The following is a 17,144-nucleotide window of genomic DNA, read 5'->3' as shown; positions in this document are numbered from 1 at the left end:
GTCACTGCTTTTCCATAGTTAATTAAACACCATCAAAGGGAGGCTTTACGGTATTATGAAAAAGGTAGTCATGATTATGTTTGCTGTTCTACTGGCTGTTTCTCTGGCTGGATGCGGCGGCTCCAAGAACGAAAACAACGCACCGAATAATACGGGCACTAACGCAGGCGCACCGGTTGATCCGGCAAATTTCAAGGAAATGCATTTGGAAGTTCTAAGCCAATTGCCGACAAACCCGCGTAAGCCGGTTGAAGACAAACTAACGCCAATCTGGCGCGAGAAAACAAAAGTGATTCCTGATTTCGTTGAAATTCCGGCAGGCACTGACTATAAAAGCTGGCTTCAAATGCAAATTCTTGCTGACACCGTTCCAGCGGTAATCGCGAACCAAAATGGTATCGCAGATGATGCGGACAACATGGAAATGCTCAAGAAAGCAGGCATGGCTCGTGAAATCACGCTTGATGAAATGACGAAATACATGCCGCTGACAGCTGCTCGTTTAACTGAGCTTGGCGTTACGATGGAACAATGGTACAAAGCAAGCGTAGATCCAACGGATGGCAAGCTTTGGGCCATTCCTTCGCTGCCAAGCCCGCTGCTGAAAGAAGAGTACCGCAAAACACCTTACGGCGATTCCCGTCTGGGTAACGGCGGATACGGCGTATGGATGCGCGATGATATTTTGAAAAAAATCTTCCCGAATGCCATGAGCGCAGCTGATCTGAAGAAGCTGGCCATCGAGAACAAAGGAAAATTGTCACTTGAGCAAATCATGGATATCCCGATCAAAAATCTGGATGACTTGTATGCTTACTTGGACAAAGTAAAAGCATTGGACATTAAAGAAAACGGCAAGACCATTACACCGGGCCACCTTCAATTGGATAACACGAGAGGCGCGCTTCAATGGTCCTTGTTCACAGCTTCCGGTTTGAATATGAGCCAAGCTTACCCGCTTGTAATTAACGAGTCCAAGAACCTATACTCGGACTACCAGCTTACTCCGGAATGGAAAGCATACATTTCGTTCATGAACAAAGGTTTCAAAGAAGGTTTGTTCGGCAAAGAGTTCTACATCCAGAAGAACGAGCAGCGCGATGCGAAAGTGATCAACGGCGAATATGCGGTTGTTAACATGTGGGCTCCAATTGCTGCGAACCAAGAGAAAGTGAAAAAAGAAGGCAAGAACTACGACTGGAGATTCTATCCAATCTTTGCAAACGAGCTTGATCCAAGTAATCAAGATGCAGCCAATCAGTACTTCCCGTTGACGACAAAATGGAACTCGAAAGCCATTAACCCGAAAAAGGTTACCGACGACATGATTCCGCAAGTACTGAACTGGATCGACTGGAACAACTCCCTTGAAGCGGCTGATCTACGTTCATGGGGAACGCCGGACATGTACACAGGCGAAGGTATGGAACGCCGTTACAAACCGGAATTCAAGAAGGTTGAAGAGTACAAGCTGCTTGGCAAGCAAGATGAGACAGGCGATGGCTGGTACTACGGTATTCAAGGTCAAGACAACACGATGACAAACCCTGAAGTTTACGGCCTTGCAATGGCAGACGAAATGGGCTTTGTATACTCGCCGCAAATCGTTTATCCATTCAGCGTAAGCAACTACGATCAAGCTACTTTGGTAAACACGGCTTGGCAGCAGCACAACATGAAGAACATGTCGCTTTATGCGGAGCTTCCTGTTGATGAAGCTACGCAGCAAGCCCGTGCAGAGTACGACACCGTTACAAACGATCTGAACAACAACCTGATCGCTCCTCATAATGATGAGCTCGACAACCTGATTGTTAAAGCGATCACCAGCCCGGTTGCTGATTTCGACAAAACGTATAAAGAATATACGGACGTATTGGCGGATAGCGATATTGCCGATGGCGTGAAGAAACAAACCGATGCTTGGATGAAATATTACAAGCTCCGTGAAGGCTTCCTGAAGAAACTAAACTAATAAACGAACATGCAGCGCTCTGGCCGCTCGGCCAGAGCCTGTTTATTTCATCTTGAGAGGATGTTAACGATGACGAAGAAACTTAAAGTAGGCGTAATCGGAGCAGGCGGTATTTTCCAATGGGCGCACTCCGAGCCTTTGAAAAACCACCCAGAGCTTGAAATCGTCGCCATTTGCGACATTGATCTTGAGAAAGCAAAAGCAGCAGCAGAGCAGCATGGCATTCCGCAAGCTTTCAGCGACTACCGTGAAGTAATCGCGATTGCTGACATCGACATTATCGATATTTGCACACCAAACCTGTTTCACTCCGAAATCGCGGTTGCCGCTCTTGAAGCTGGCAAACATGTATTCTGCGAGAAGCCAGATGCTGTTAGCCCGGAAGAAGCACTTCGCATGAAAGCAGCTTCTGAAAAAAGCGGCAAGACGCTGATGGTTATGCGTAACAACCGTTTCCGTCCGGCATCCCAGTACATCAAACGTTGGATCGACCAAGGTAACCTGGGTGAAGCTTACGCTGGTCGCTGTGGTTGGACACGTCGCCGCGGTATTCCGGGTAAAGGCGGCTGGTTCACGACAAAAGAATTGTCCGGCGGCGGTCCATTGATCGATCTGGGCGTTCATTTCATCGACTTGTCGATCTGGTTCATGGGCAATCCGAAGCCAGTATCGGTAACAGGTGCAACATACACGAAATTCGCGGATGCAGAAGATATCGCTGGCTCCGAACACAGCAAATTTGGTTCTAAATCCGAGGACGAAGGCACGTTCGACGTTGAAGATTTGGCAATCGGCTTTATCCGCTTTGACAACGGCGCATCGCTTCAAATCGAGTTCAGCTGGGCTTCGAACATCGAGCAAGAAGAGAACTTCGTAGAGCTTCGCGGTACGAAAGCAGGCTTCAAATTCAGCAACGGCAAGCTTGGCATCTTCGGTGAAGACCAAGGCGTCGTAACGGATATGGTTCCACACGTAGGCGAAGACAACGGTGGACACGGAGCGAACCTCTATCACTTCGTCGATGTTGTTCAAGGCCGTGAGAAACCGATCTTTACAATCGATCAAGGCGTAGACATGATCAAAATTTTGTCCGCGATCTATGAATCGGCTCGCACAGGTTCGGAAGTAAAACTATAGAGCAGATTGGTTTCCGATCGAAGCTAAGCTTCGATGGAGCATTCTGCTAGAGCAGATTGGTTTCCGATCGAAGCCCGTACCGTCCAATTGGGCTGGTATGGGCTTCTTCTTTTGTTATTGGAGGTCAAGATGAAGGAGAGTGGATTAGGGATGAAGAGGAAGCTCGTATGCGTGTACGATTTGGAAGCGAAGCATAGACAACGAATTCGTGAGGCTGCGCCGGGATTCGAACTTGTATTTGGCGGCGATGCCGATGAGCAGGGGATGGCGGCACATTTGGCCGAGGCTGAAATTATAGCAGGTTGGGACGATCAAGCAGCTGCGAGCGCGCTGCGGCCGGGTACTCCGCTGCGCTGGGTGCAGGCTTGGGGCGCAGGCGTTGAGCAGATGCCTTTCGAGGCGTTTGGGGAACATGGCATTACGCTGACCAATGCCAGCGGCGTTCATGCAAATGGAATTTCTGAAACCGTGCTCGGCATGATGCTCAGCTTTACGCGTAAGCTGCACTTGACGATGCGCAATCAGGTGGAGAAGAAATGGGACTGGCTGGGCGGCTTAGGCGAAATTCACGGCAAGGTACTCGGGATTGTCGGTGTCGGCGCAATCGGCGAGGAGCTTGCGAGGCTTGCTCAAGTGTTTCATATGCGCGTGCTGGGAGTTCGCTATTCCGGCAAACCCTCGCCAAATGTGGATCACATGTACGGTTCTGATGGATTGGATACGCTGCTGCAGGAGAGCGATTATGTTGTTGTCACGCTGCCGATTACGAAAGATACCCACCATTTATTTGACATGGCGAAATTTAAACAGATGAAGCCGTCCGCCTTCTTCGTTAATATTGGCCGCGGACATACGGTTGTTACCGAAGATATGGTGAAGGCGCTGCAATCCGGTGTGATTGCCGGAGCAGGGCTCGATGTGTTCGAGCAGGAGCCGCTGCCTGCCTCACATCCGCTATGGGAGCTGGAAAATGTGATTTTGACCCCGCATAATTCCGGCAATTCGATCTATTACACCGACCGTGCGGTTGATATTCTCGTTCATAATTTAGGCGTTTATCTGAGAGGCGACGCAGAGCCGATGCGCAACCTCGTTAGTTTGACGAATCATTATTGAATTTCCATTCGAACAGCTTCTCAAGCTGCCCGAGGATAGCCGTTAACTCATGCTGGGATTGTAATAGACCGATAAGCGCGCGGACAAGCACCATTCGGGGTTTGTCCGCATCAGCCTCTTCTTGCAGCAGAACGGCGGCTTCATACAGTTCCGTCTTTTTGGCGTTAGTAGTTTGCAACTCTTGAATGGCGGCCAGCAGCCTTGCGAGCCCTTCGCTCAACTGTTCCTCTGCAGGGACAAAATTGCCCTTCGCGCTGCATGAAACGAATTGCGTCATAACGGCCGATTCCAATATCGGTTCCCCCTTCGAGCGAACAATGCCTCCAACCATTTCGTCCATGCGCTCTACTACAAACGCCGCCATTCGCTCATAATCGAATGGACTGCTTATTAATTCCGTCATCACCATATATTCTTTGATAATCCCGACATATAGCGCGATCAGATCCCATTTATGAACCTCGATGCCAGGGCCGTAAGCGTGTACTAGGCTTTCTTCCAAATAGACGAACATTTGTGATCGAATTTGTTGAAGAAATTTACTAAAAACACCGGTTTGGTTCATCGGCAGTTCATAAAAGTCTTTTATACTGGATTTAAATGCCTTGAAATTGAGAAATTGGTTCAGGGTTTCTTGCACGAAACGTGCTTTAGGCGACAGTGAAGGATCCGCTTTAATACGATCCACCTGCTCGAACATCAGCTGAATGCGATGACGATACACCTCAACGAGTAAATCTTCCTTGGAAGCAAAAATTTTATATAATGACCCCTTAGCTATACCGCAATCGATTGCAATATCTTGAATGGAAGTAGCCGCGTATCCTTTTTCTGCAAATATCCGCATCGCAGATCCGATAATTTTATCTCTAAGTAAGCTCAAAGGCGTTCCTCTTTTCAGAAAAAGATTGACAAGTGACTGTCCAGTGTTGAGAATATTATATATCGTGACTTGTTGGTTTTCAATAAAAACGATCAGTCACATTATATATAATAAGGATTTTATGGAGAGAAGGTAGAGAGATGTCATCACCAACTGCAACACCGTCATCATCCGAGTTTTCAATCAAGACCATCATCGCACCGCTAATGGCTGTAATCGTCGGAATGATCATGGTTATTCTGGACAGCACCGTCGTGAACGTAGCGCTGGCCAAATTCCAGACGGAATTTGACGCTACCATTAACACGGTCCAGTGGACATTCACAGGTTATACGCTTGCCCTGTCAGCTGTTATTCCCCTCGCCGGCTGGATGACCGATAAATTCGGCTCTAAACGAATATTCTTAATCACCATTGCGTTATTTACGATTGGTTCCGTACTTTGCGGAGCTGCTCAAACGGTTGAACAGCTTATCGCGTTCCGCGTCATTCAAGGGCTCGGCGGCGGTATGGTTATGCCAATCGGTATGGCGATTATTTTCCGTCTTGCGCCACAGGAGAAGCGAGGTTCGGTAATGGGAATGCTTGGTATCCCGATGCTGCTTGCACCTGCACTTGGACCGATTTTGTCGGGCTGGCTGATTGAAGCTGTATCCTGGCACTGGATTTTCTTAATTAACCTGCCGATTGGTATTGTCGGCATGATTGTTGGGATCAAATATCTACCGAATTTTGAGCAAAATAAAGCACCTGCACTGGATATCATCGGGATGATTCTAGCGCCAATTGCGTTTGCAACACTAGCTTACGGTGTAAGCGAAGGCGGCCGCACAAGCTGGACTGCTGACAATACGCTGACCGCTCTGATCGTCGGAGGTGTTGCCTTGCTTCTGTTCATCATCGTGGAGCTTCGTCACAAGCAGCCGCTTCTGGAATTACGTGTTTTCCGTTCCTCTGACTTTACACGCGGCACACTGCTGGTGTGGATCGTTCAAATCGCGCTGTTCGGCGCTATGATTCTAATGCCGGTATTCCTGCAAAATATTCGTCATTATTCACCGCTTGAAACGGGTATTATTATGCTTCCACAAGCGATCGGTTCGATGCTCTTCATGCCAATTGGCGGCCGCTTGTTCGATAAGATCGGCGCTCGTCCGCTAGCGCTGGTCGGACTTGCGCTCGTTGCCGGAGCGATGTTCCTGCTTCACAACATTAATGTCGATACGAAGCTGATCATGATCATTATTCCGTTGTTCATGATCGGGTCGGGTATGGGCTTGTCGATGATGTCCTTGAATACGCATGTACTTAACTCCGCGCCGCGTCATCTCGTTTCCCGTGTTACACCGCTCACGACGGCAGCGCAGCAAGTGGTCACCTCGTTCGCCGTTGCCGGTCTAACAGGTTACATGACAACGCGCGTCACCGATCATATGACCGCAGGCGGCAATCCTATCGATGCTGCAGTTAACGCCTACAGCGATACGTTCTTGCTATCGTTTGGTCTGACACTCTTCGGGATTTTGTTCAGCCTATTCCTTCGCAAGCCGAAGCCGCAGAAAGATATTGCAGGTACCGAGCAGGTTGATCCTGCTATGATGATGGGGCACTAAGATTGTAATCAGTAAGTAAGCCCATGCAAAACAAAAGCTGCTCCCCCAGCGTCATTGGACGATAGGGGAGCAGCTTTTTGCTCTATTACATATTTGCGCGTTGTGCCATTGGTTTTGGCTTGCGAACCGAAGCGGAGCGTTCGATCATGGTCACAAGTCGGTAGACGACATCGGCAAGAATAATGCCGGCGAACGCATCGAAAATGACATGCTGTTTGATAAAGAAAGTGGAGACGATAATAATCGAAGACATTCCGTATATCAGCGTCTGGTTGATGCGGTTACGGAAGCTGCTGCTGTATAGAGCTCTCATCACCATGTAGCTGGAGAAGCAGTGAATGCTTGGGAAGCAGTTAAATGGCTCATCTCGCCCATACACATAACCCAGCAGGCGGGTAAACGGATCGTTCCCGACGAGCTCGGGCCTTGGTACGGTCGTCTGGAAGACAAGATAGATCCCATAACAGATAAGGGCGCAAACCACATAAGTAATCAGCGAGCGTCTGTATACGGCGGGGTCCTTAATAAAGAAATAGACCAAACACAAATAAATATAAAATATCCAAACGGAATAAGGCAGTACGAAAATTTTGATGAGCGGAATCGCTCGGTCCAGATCAGTCACCAGGCTGTAGACTTGGGCGCCGGGTCTATTCGTTAAAGCGTATAGCCAGCCCATAATCGGAAAAATAAGCATACTGATCAATGGCAGAAAACGTTTCATTGGATCCTCCCCTGAAAAAAAGCATGAAGATAACTCTAGCAACTCATCTAGCAATCTTGTAATAATAAGATATTGTGAATGCGGATGCAAGCACCAAAAGCATACAAAAACGTGAGGCGGTTCATTTATGGTTAAAATTGCTCTAGTCGATGATGATGTACATATCCGGGAGTTGGTCAGACTTTATCTAAGCGACGAGGGCTTTGACATGCTGGAGTTCGCAAATGGCGAAGAAGCATGGCACTATATCAAGGGAAATGCCGTGGACATGGTCATTATGGACATTATGATGCCGCGTATGGACGGCTATGAATTGTGTAAGAAACTTCGAGAGTCAGGCGATTTACCCATTCTAATGATAACGGCCAAAGGGGAATCCGAGGAGAAAATTAAAGGGTTCCAGCTTGGCACTGACGATTATATGACGAAGCCGTTCGACCCGATGGAGCTGGTGGTCAGGGTCAAAGCGCTGCTTAAGCGATACCGGATTACCTCTTCCCAGATGGTCGCTATCGGCAGTATCGTTCTGGACCGGATCGGCTACCAGGTCATTTATAAAGACACGGACATGGCCGTCACCATTCCGCTGAAAGAATTTGAGCTGCTGTACAAATTGGCAAGCCATCCGGGTCAATTGTTTACGAGGGCGACATTGATTGAGCAGATATGGGGCTTCGAGTATGAAGGTGATGAACGGACGGTGGATGTACATATCAAACGATTAAGGGAACGCTTTGCAGAATATGAAACTGCGTTCCGAATTGTGACACTTCGCGGACTTGGCTACAGGCTCGAGGTGCTTCATGATTAAGTCTCTATATGTCCGGACGGTGCTTGTGTTCGTTGGCGTTGTCATCGCCAGCTTGATTTTCGCCTTCTTTCTGGCAACGAGGTTATATAGCAGCAACATTAAGGAGCTGGGGGAAGAACAGCTGATTGAAAGCGGCAAGCGCATCATCATGATGATTCAGAAAGCGCCCGAAGCGCAGTCCGCGACCAGCCTTGATGAAGTAACGAGCAACATCGTGCTGATTCCGGTCTTTAAAGTCAAAATCGTCGACGAACATGGCGCCGCCGTGAAATACGGCAGCGAAATCGACCCGAACGCGCAATTTCCGGTTACAACTGAGCAATATGAGCATGTCATTAAAGGCGGCATTTTTAGAGGTACCGTTGAAGTGTTTCCAGGGGATAGACATGGCCCGGAAACTGCGTTGATCGGACTGCCGTTCGAATTTCACGATCATGCTTATGCCTTGTTTATTTCTCCCGAGCTGAATGATTTGCTTGACGTCTTTCGCCGTGTGATGCTGACCGTCTTATTCAGCGTACTTGCAATGGGCAGCCTGCTTATACTGCTCGCCTCACGGTTCATCGTCAAGCCGCTTCAACGTTTGACGCGCGCGACCAAACGAATGGCACAAGGCGACTTTGGCATCAAGCTCCAAACTAAACGGAAGGACGAGATCGGCGTTCTGACTGCCAGCTTCAGCGAGATGGCACGGTCGCTCCGGATGTTGGATCAGATGCGGTCCGATTTTGTGAACAACGTTGCGCACGAGTTCCAGTCACCACTGACGTCGATTACTGGGTTTTCGAAGGCGCTGCGTACGAAGCCGATGGATGAGACCGGTCGCCATCATTATTTGACCATTATCGAAGAGGAGAGCCAGCGGCTCGCAAGGCTGAGCGCTAATTTACTGCGGCTATCCGTCCTTCAGCAGGATCAGGGGCCGGTACATCCTACCTATTATCGACTGGACGAGCAAATACGCCGCATTATCATTGCCAGCGAACCGCAGTGGAGCATTCGACAAGTTGAATTCGAGCTGGAGCTTGAAGATTTGACCATCCACGGGGACGAGGATAGTTTGGATCAGGTGTGGCATAATTTGATTAGCAACAGCATCAAGTTTTCACAGAATGAAGGCTGCATTGGGATCACGCTTCAACAAATAGGCGAAATGGCTGTAATTACGGTAAGAGACCATGGAAAAGGAATTCCACCGGAAGAGCAGCAGCATATCTTCACCCCTTTTTACAAAGTGGATAAATCAAGGGATTATGCTGTTAAAGGGAATGGACTGGGCCTTTCAATTGTGAAACGAATTGTCGATCTGCACCATGGCGAGATTACTGTCGCGAGTGTACCGGGCGTAGAAACGGTATTTACTGTTTGGCTGCCGCTGCATGCTGAAGGTCACGTGTCGTAATTTGTAATGTCCAGTACATATTCAGTTCAAACTTCTCCTGTATACTGACCTCTAGATAGAGAAAGAGGAGAGATTACATTCATGAGTTGGTTAAGTCGATTCAGTCTAAAGAACAGTGTAGCAGTTGTGATTCTCTGCTTGATGGTGCTCGGGTTTGGCTTCTTCTCCGCCACCCAGATCAAGCAGCAAACCTTCCCGGATGTGGAATTCCCGGCTGTATTCGTACAAGCCGTGTACCCGGGTGCTTCAACGGAAGAAATCGAGTCCGAGCTTACGATACCTGTCGAAGAAAGCTTGCAGGGGCTCAAAGGTTATGATGCTCTAACGAGCACCACTTCTGAGAATTCCGCAAGCGTCATCCTTCAGTATCCATTCGGAACGAACATGGATGATAAGGTAAAAGATATTGAAGCGGCAATTGCTAAGCTTCAAACGCCTGAGAAAGCTAAATTAACGATTCAGCGTCTGAACATCAACGCGGCGCCGATTTATGAAGCGGCCATTTTCTCGTCGAAGGATAAAGACCCGGCTGCCTTGCAGAAAGTGCTTGAAGAGCAAGTGGTGCCGAAGCTGAAGAAGGTTACTGGCGTAAGTGCAGTTGAGCTTAAAGGTGTCGTATCCCAAGAGCTTCGCATTGAAGTCGATAAAGATAAAGCCGCGCAGCACGGCATTTCGCTAAGTTCGATCCAAACGGCGATTCAGCAGCTGGACTATGCGCTTCCGCTTGGTTCGGTAAGTCAAGACAGCGCATCGATTCCGATTCGCCTAGTCGGTAAATTGTCGCAGCTTCAGCAAATTAATGATCTTGAACTGAGCCCTGGAGCAGGTCTTGGCGGCGGTGCAGGTGCCGGTGCCGGCGCGCCTGATGCAGGCGGTCAAGCAACAGCGGAGAAGGTCAAGCTGTCGGATGTTGCTAAGGTCACTACGGTCTCAACGCAGAATGAAATCACTCGTTTTGACGGCCAAGCCAGCTTCGTCGTACAAATCGTGAAGACACAGGATGCCAATACAGCTGAAGTATCCGATGATGTGAAGGAAGTGCTTGAAACCTATAAGGAAAAAGCCAACCTTGATATTCATCTGATTCAAGACCAAGGCGCAGAAATTAAGAAGTCGGTTTCCTCGCTCATTCGAGAAGGACTGTATGGTGCGCTGTTTTGTGTCATCATTATATTCCTGTTTTTACGCAATATACGGGCAACCTTGATTTCGATCATCTCGCTGCCGATTTCGATTTTCGCAACGATTGCTTTGATGAACGAAATGGGCTATACCCTCAACATTATGACACTCGGCGGTATCGCGGTATCGATCGGTCGGATTGTGGATGATAGTATCGTCGTCATTGAGAACATTTACAGATGGCGCCAAGAGAAAGGCCGCGACATGAACGGCAAGGAGCTTGCCTACAAAGCGACCAAGGAAGTTATCGGTGCAGTAGGTTCCTCCACGATTGCAACGGTTGTCGTGTTCCTGCCGTTAGCTTTCGTCACTGGAATCATCGGTGAGTTCTTCCGTCCATTCGCAATCTCGGTTGTCATCTCGATCGTCAGCTCCTTGCTGGTGGCGATGATGCTCATCCCGGTGCTTGGCGCGAAATTCTTCAACCACATCAAGCCGCATAAAGAAGGCGGCAAGTTCATGGACTTCTATGAAAGGTTGATTCGTGGTGCATTGAAACGCAAAGTCTTGGTGTTAGTTGCTTCCATCGTGATCTTAATTGGTTCATTCGGTACGATTCCGCTTCTTGGTGTAGCGTTCCTGCCAGCAGGCTCCGTTCCATCGATCGGCATTGAATTGAAACTGCCAACACAAAGCACGATTGAGCAAACGAACGAGGCTGCTCAGAAAGTAGAAGGCTATTTGAAGGATCTGAAAGGCGTCGATAATTACCAGGCATCCATTGGCGGCGCGGATAATCCGTTCATCCAAATTGGTTCTACGTCGAATAGAGCGGCATTTACGGTTCAATTCGCAGAAGGAACGTCAATGGACACTATGATGGAGGATGTCGGCAATGATCTGAAGGCGTTGTTGGCGAAAGACGTGCCTGACGCCACAGTAAATGTCAAAGAAGGCGAGCAGAATGGCCCGCCGACAGGTACTAGTGTAGAAGTAAGCTTGTATTCCGAAGATATGGCGGCGCTCACGACAGCTTCGCAGCAAATTGAGAAGCTCATGACCGCTAATACGGATATGAAAGATGTGACGAATAACCTGAAGGAAACGACGCCTAAATGGGTCATTTCGCTTAATCAAACGGCGAAGGATTTGAACGTTTCTGCGTTCCAAATCATGGGTGCCGTTAATGAACAGCTGCGTCCGACTGATGTAGGCAGCTACGTGCTTGACAGCAAGAACTGGGATATTACGATGTCCTATGCGCAGCAAATTACATCCAAGGCGCAGCTCGAAGCGATTACGATTCCGACAGCAGCCGGCATGAAGCCGCTGAAGGATCTCGTTGAACTGAATGAAACGATTGCCCCAATCGCAATCAATCATGAGGATGGCAAAATGTCCGCGAAAGTAACGGGTAACGTGAAGGAAGCCGATAAGACGGCAGCTGTAACGAAAACGATCACGGACGATATCGACGGCTTGTCACTGCCAAGCAATGTGGAAATGAAAATCGGCGGTGGCCAGGATATGATTAACAGCGGTTTCCAAAGCATCGGTATTGCGATGGCAGCAGCGATCGGCCTTGTGTTCTTGGTTATGAGCATGACCTTCGGCGGATTGTTGACGCCGCTTATCATTCTCTCTTCGCTGCTCTTCGTACCGGTTGGTTCCTTGGGTGCGCTTCTAATCACAGGCCAATCGTTATCCATGAGCTCGATGATCGGGATGCTGATGCTTGTAGGTATCGTTGTCACGAACGCAGTCGTCTTGCTTGACCGCGTAGAGAAGAACCGCAAGGATGGCATTCCGCTTCGTGAATCGCTTGTTGAAGCTTCGAAAACAAGGTTGAGACCGATTCTGATGACGGCATGTGCAACGATTCTGGCGCTTGTGCCGCTAGCTCTTTCGGAGTCGACAACAAGCCTGATCTCAGGCGGACTAGCGATTACGGTAATCGGCGGTTTGACCACGTCGACGCTGCTTACACTGATTGTGGTGCCGGTCATTTATGAATTGACAGGCAAGCGTCGCAAGATTGAGAAGGAATTGGAACTATAAGTGGGAACGGAGCAGGTTTTACTACTGCTCCGTTTTTTTGTGCTTTTGTTCGCGGTTGACCTGCGCCATCACCGTCTCTGTCCCTTCGGTTCACACGCGGGATGCTCTAACGAACTGCACAGGTCTTATTTGCCCGAAAATAGCGTCGGATAAATTCTAACGAACCGTGGAGGTCTTATTTGAAGGTTTTTGCGTGTTTGGGAGCCGATAAACCCAAGATAAGACCCGTACGGTTCGTTAGAATCTCAGAGCTCCATAATTTGGGTAAATAAGACCCCTACGGTTCGTTAGATTTCGAGGCATGCAGCTGAGAGCCGCTAGATCGAACTTTCAGCGTCTCCTCCAATCACCGATCCGTCGGCTGAAAGTCTCCAAATCGAACTCTCAGCATCCAAACTAACCTCCATCTACCGTTCCGGTAGCTGAAAGTCTCCAAATGGAACTCTCAGCATCCAAACTAACCTTCATCTACCGTTCCGGTAGCTGAAAGTCTCCAAATGGAACTCTCAGCACCAAACTAATCTCGACTAAAGGCTGGGAGTGCGGAAATGGAATTCTCAGCGTCCAACTAACCTCGAATCACCGATCCGTCGGCTGAAAGTCTCCAAATTGAACGCTCAGCACGAAAACTAATCGCAACTAAAGGCTGAGAGTTCGATTTCCGCACTCTCAGCGTCCAACTAACCTCTAATCCCCCCGTTCTTGTAACTCGGCTATATCCCCCTATGGTCCGTTAGTCGATGCTTTATGTGGGTAGTGTGTGTGGAATACGTGATGGGGTTGGTTTACTAGGTGCACTTCTTTTGGTGCATGTGAGCGGGGCTAAGTGGGGTGCAAAGGCTTTGGAGATGGTTAGGTTTGGTTAGGTTGAGTGACGAAAGCGGCTATTCTGTGGTCGTCGGAGTGGAAAGGGGGAGAGTATATAGGTGCATCGATTTCGGACTGAATAAAAGAAGCAGAGAGCACGGATAACCGTGTTCTCTGCTTCCAACCACTTAATGAGTTACTGCGGTAGTGTTTCTCTGAGTTGCAGTCGCTTGTTTCTTCATCCATCGCTGATTGACGAGCGAATGAATAACGAAGAATAACGCGGATGCTGATGCTGTAATAACAGCCAGCCAAGCCACTGGTGTCAATTGGCCGATATCGTACAGATGGCCCATCATATATGGACCGAGGACGCGTCCCGCTGAGCCGATACCGCCGGCAAGTCCGAGGTAGAACGGTGCTTGTTTGCCGCCGTTCTCGCTGAGGAATGCGGGAATTGCAGGCGCGATCAGCATCTCACCGAACGTGGTGAGCACCATTCCGAGCACCATGCCCGGAAAGCTGTGAAACATGAGAATGGCAGCATAACCGGATAGATAGAACAATGCGCTGGCGGTGAGCTGAGCAGTAATCGTTTGAGCCGCTAAGCGCTTGATCAAGCTGATAAGCGGCTGTGCCACGAAGATCAGCACGCCGTTCAGCGTCCACAGATAGCCGAACATTTGCTTTGGAAGTCCTTCGCTGATGATAAACGGCGAGACTCCGGTATTCCAAATGCTGTTGCCTAGATTGAGCAGCATGGCGCCTATGGCCATAAACAGATATACTCGCACATCGAGCAGCAGTGCCCAGGCACTTTCATTTTGCGGCGATAGTCGTTTCATTTTCACAGCTGCCGTATCGCTGCCGGTTCCCACTTGCTTCAAGTAAAACAAGAAGAAGATGGCGAATACGGCCGACGTTATGCCATTCATCGAGAAGCTGAGCGAATAGGAAATATCGGCAAGGAAGCCGCTAAGCGCTGTTCCGATTGCTACGCCGATATTGTTGGCGACATAGACGATGTTGAACAGCTCACCGCGCTGATCAGCGAAGCGAAAGCCGATGAAGGCTTGAATGGCCGGCATCGACAAGGCGTTAAACAGTCCGATCAGACCCATCATCGCGATAAAAATCGGCCAATTATGGCTGAGAACAGGCAGCAGCAGCAAGCCGGCCGCATTGAGTGCGAGTGCGCCGATAATCAGTTTCTTCACGCCAACCTTGTGATAAAGCGCGCCGCCGAGCAGCTGTCCGGCGATACCGCCGATCGATTGAATCAGAATAACGAATCCGGCATCGGTCATGCTGCGACCGAGCTCATCGAAGACAAACATCGTCACAAGCGGCCACATCAGCGCGCTTCCGATGGCATTGATCAAACTAGCTGCGAGAAAAACCTTGATTTCCTTCGGGTATTGATTAAGTATGCGCATAGAAGTGATCTCCTGTTTTTCTCCAGTTGAATTAAACTCAATAAGCTTTCATTATACTAGATTGCGACGGTTCGAGGGAGTGCCCGAAATTTTCCACACGTGCATAACGAGTCCCCATCTCTACTTATTAGGAAGACGAACGCCAGCTCGAGGGCGAAACCCCCATATACTTCTTAAACACCGTCGCAAAATGCTGACTCGTCTTGTAGCCGAGATCAAGCGCAACCGCCGTCACATTGGCGCCGGGCTGACGAAGTAGCTCACAGGCTCGGTTAATCCGTATCCGGTCGATATAGTTAGCAGGCGACTGGCCGTGCAGATTATGAAACAACCGATAGAAGTGCGACTCGCTGACACCTGCGAGGGCGGCCAGCTCTTTGTTGCTCCAGCGCCGCTCAGGTGCGGCGTCGATTTGGGCCGTGAGGGCGAGCATTGACTCCTTCAAATCGAGCGGAATTTGACGAGCTTCTGTATGAGGATAAAGCAGCTGCAGCAGAATATCGACGAGATGATGACGCACACGGAATGCCGCGCTGCGTTCTTCGGCTTCCAGCAGGCTGCGGAGTTTGTAGAATTGCTCTCGCACGCGGCTGTCTACCGATACAATACGGGGCAGTTGCAACAAGGCATGATGAATCTGAAGCCGGTCTTCATCATTGAACGACAGCCAGCCCGGGAACGCTGCAGGATCACGCAAAATGAACCACCAGATGCTGCAAGGCTCAATGAAATTCAAACGTGCGCGATGCCACTCGCCAGGACGCGTATGGAAGATCTGCCCTGTAATTGAGGGATAATAGTCACCGTCAACCTCCCATGTCACCCGTCCGTTGTCGACATACACAAATTCATAACAGCCGTCATGCTGATGGTCTGTGAGTGGGGAGGCTTCTTGGAAGCGGTCATAGCCCAGCATCACGAGCTCAGGAAAGTCCGCAACCCGGTGACCGGCGTGACTGTTAATCTCCCAGCGAACCGCATCGTTTCTAACTTTGACCATTTTTGCTCTGCAGCTCCATTCGTGTCTAATTATCTCTTGTGTTTCTAATCCTATTTGATAGGTTTTCGGAAGTCAACGACAGCAGCCATGCTCTACAATGAATGCAGTTACAATTATATTGATGAGAGCGAAAGAGGTGTCTTACGTAATGGGAGTTATTGATTACACCATAACCGAAGAGGATAAACAACGTTTTAATACCGATGGCTACTGGATCAGCCCAAAGCTGATCGATGATGATACGATTGCACGGCTGCGTGATGCACATGAGCGAGTTTGGAACCGCAAATATGACGGCTTCGGCCTTCCGATGCACCATTATCACCCAACGGACAATCCGTTTGCATTGCGGAAATTCGACAATGGCTGGTGGATTAATGATGAGGTCCGCTCCGTCGTAACCGATCGTAATTTAGGTAAAATGGCTGCCGAGCTGCTCGATGAGGAATCGATCCGTTTGTGGCATGACCAAGTGATTTACAAACCGGGAACTTCGGGTCAAGAAACGTCTGCGGGCAATGTGGGCTGGCATCAAGACTACGGTTACTGGCGCTGCAGCAGCACAGCCAATATGTGTACGGTCTGGATTGCTTTGCAAGATACGGATCTGACGAACGGCGGGATGATGACGATTCTCGGCTCGCACAAGTGGGGCGCGGTAGAAGGCAGCGATACGTTCTTCGAGCAAGACATGGGCAAGCTGAAGGCTAAGTTTGCAACGCGGGATTGGGTTGAAGAGCCTTGTATTCTGAAGGCTGGACAGGCTAGTTTCCACCACGCGCTAACCTTCCACGGCTCCGGCACCAATTACAGTCCGGATCCAAGGCTCTCCGTTGTTGCTCATTTGATGCCTGGCAATACGTATTTCCGCGAGCACAGCCAGCGTCATCCTAATTTGATTCACCTCAGTGCTCGCCCGGTTCCAGGAATGAAATTCGATAATGAACAATTTTTCCCGACACTCTACTCAAAATCGTAATAAAAGCCATCCTAAAGAAAGACCGGAACATCCTTCGCAGGGAGGAGGAGTCTGGTCTTTCTTTGTTGTATAATGAGCTGG

12 protein-coding genes are annotated in these 17,144 nt (G+C 49.2%); 8 read left to right on the top strand and 4 right to left on the bottom strand.

Translation table 11 applies throughout. The annotated features are described in order from the left end of the window. Positions 1-55 precede the first annotated feature (55 nt). The 3 genes from AC506A_RS18780 to AC506A_RS18770 all read left to right on the top strand — a co-directional run bounded on the left by AC506A_RS18780 (position 56) and on the right by AC506A_RS18770 (position 4,228). Positions 56-1,975, top strand: coding sequence for a type 2 periplasmic-binding domain-containing protein (locus AC506A_RS18780; RefSeq protein WP_495462542.1), 1,920 nt, complete (start codon positions 56-58; stop codon positions 1,973-1,975). A gap of 69 nt (positions 1,976-2,044) precedes the next feature. Continuing rightward, positions 2,045-3,112 (top strand): Gfo/Idh/MocA family protein, encoded by a 1,068-nt coding sequence (locus AC506A_RS18775; RefSeq protein ID WP_495462541.1) that lies wholly within the window; start codon positions 2,045-2,047, stop codon positions 3,110-3,112. 150 nt (positions 3,113-3,262) lie between these two features. Continuing rightward, the gene (locus tag AC506A_RS18770) at positions 3,263-4,228 is read left to right on the top strand and encodes a D-2-hydroxyacid dehydrogenase (protein ID WP_495462540.1); all 966 of its coding nucleotides are present in this window, start codon (positions 3,263-3,265) and stop codon (positions 4,226-4,228) included. Here AC506A_RS18770 and AC506A_RS18765 read toward each other — a convergent pair. Beyond that, a complete protein-coding gene (locus tag AC506A_RS18765) occupies positions 4,206-5,111 on the bottom strand; it encodes a TetR/AcrR family transcriptional regulator (protein WP_495462539.1) in 906 nt (301 codons plus the stop codon). The two genes, AC506A_RS18770 and AC506A_RS18765, sit on opposite strands and share 23 nt — an antisense overlap. A gap of 140 nt (positions 5,112-5,251) precedes the next feature. Between AC506A_RS18765 and AC506A_RS18760 the strand changes: the two genes are divergently transcribed. Beyond that, positions 5,252-6,724 (top strand): DHA2 family efflux MFS transporter permease subunit, encoded by a 1,473-nt coding sequence (locus tag AC506A_RS18760; RefSeq protein WP_495462538.1) that lies wholly within the window; start codon positions 5,252-5,254, stop codon positions 6,722-6,724. 85 nt (positions 6,725-6,809) lie between these two features. Here AC506A_RS18760 and AC506A_RS18755 read toward each other — a convergent pair whose 3' ends face one another. Continuing rightward, positions 6,810-7,448 (bottom strand): phosphatase PAP2 family protein, encoded by a 639-nt coding sequence (locus tag AC506A_RS18755; RefSeq protein ID WP_495462537.1) that lies wholly within the window; start codon positions 7,446-7,448, stop codon positions 6,810-6,812. Between the two features lie 127 nt (positions 7,449-7,575). Between AC506A_RS18755 and AC506A_RS18750 the strand changes: the two genes are divergently transcribed. From AC506A_RS18750 to AC506A_RS18740, 3 genes are all read left to right on the top strand, one after another. Continuing rightward, complete coding sequence (locus tag AC506A_RS18750; protein ID WP_495462536.1) at positions 7,576-8,259, top strand: response regulator transcription factor; 684 nt, start codon at positions 7,576-7,578, stop codon at positions 8,257-8,259. Continuing rightward, positions 8,252-9,661 (top strand): sensor histidine kinase, encoded by a 1,410-nt coding sequence (locus AC506A_RS18745; protein ID WP_495462535.1) that lies wholly within the window; start codon positions 8,252-8,254, stop codon positions 9,659-9,661. The genes AC506A_RS18750 and AC506A_RS18745 overlap by 8 nt, the downstream gene beginning before the upstream one ends. Before the next feature lie 81 nt (positions 9,662-9,742). After that, a complete protein-coding gene (locus tag AC506A_RS18740; RefSeq protein ID WP_495462534.1) occupies positions 9,743-12,841 on the top strand; it encodes an efflux RND transporter permease subunit in 3,099 nt (1,032 codons plus the stop codon). Positions 12,842-13,836: 995 nt separating this feature from the next. Here AC506A_RS18740 and AC506A_RS18735 read toward each other — a convergent pair. Both AC506A_RS18735 and AC506A_RS18730 read right to left on the bottom strand, forming a co-directional pair. Then, a complete protein-coding gene (locus tag AC506A_RS18735) occupies positions 13,837-15,084 on the bottom strand; it encodes an MFS transporter (RefSeq protein ID WP_495462533.1) in 1,248 nt (415 codons plus the stop codon). Positions 15,085-15,211: 127 nt separating this feature from the next. After that, positions 15,212-16,084, bottom strand: a complete 873-nt coding sequence (locus tag AC506A_RS18730; RefSeq protein WP_495462532.1) for a helix-turn-helix transcriptional regulator — start codon at positions 16,082-16,084, stop codon at positions 15,212-15,214. A gap of 148 nt (positions 16,085-16,232) precedes the next feature. Between AC506A_RS18730 and AC506A_RS18725 the strand changes: the two genes are divergently transcribed. Beyond that, positions 16,233-17,063, top strand: coding sequence for a phytanoyl-CoA dioxygenase family protein (locus AC506A_RS18725; RefSeq protein ID WP_495462531.1), 831 nt, complete (start codon positions 16,233-16,235; stop codon positions 17,061-17,063). Positions 17,064-17,144 lie beyond the last annotated feature (81 nt).

Source organism: Paenibacillus sp. N22P23, assembly GCF_059383735.1.
This window is presented reverse-complemented; position numbering and strand designations above follow the sequence as displayed.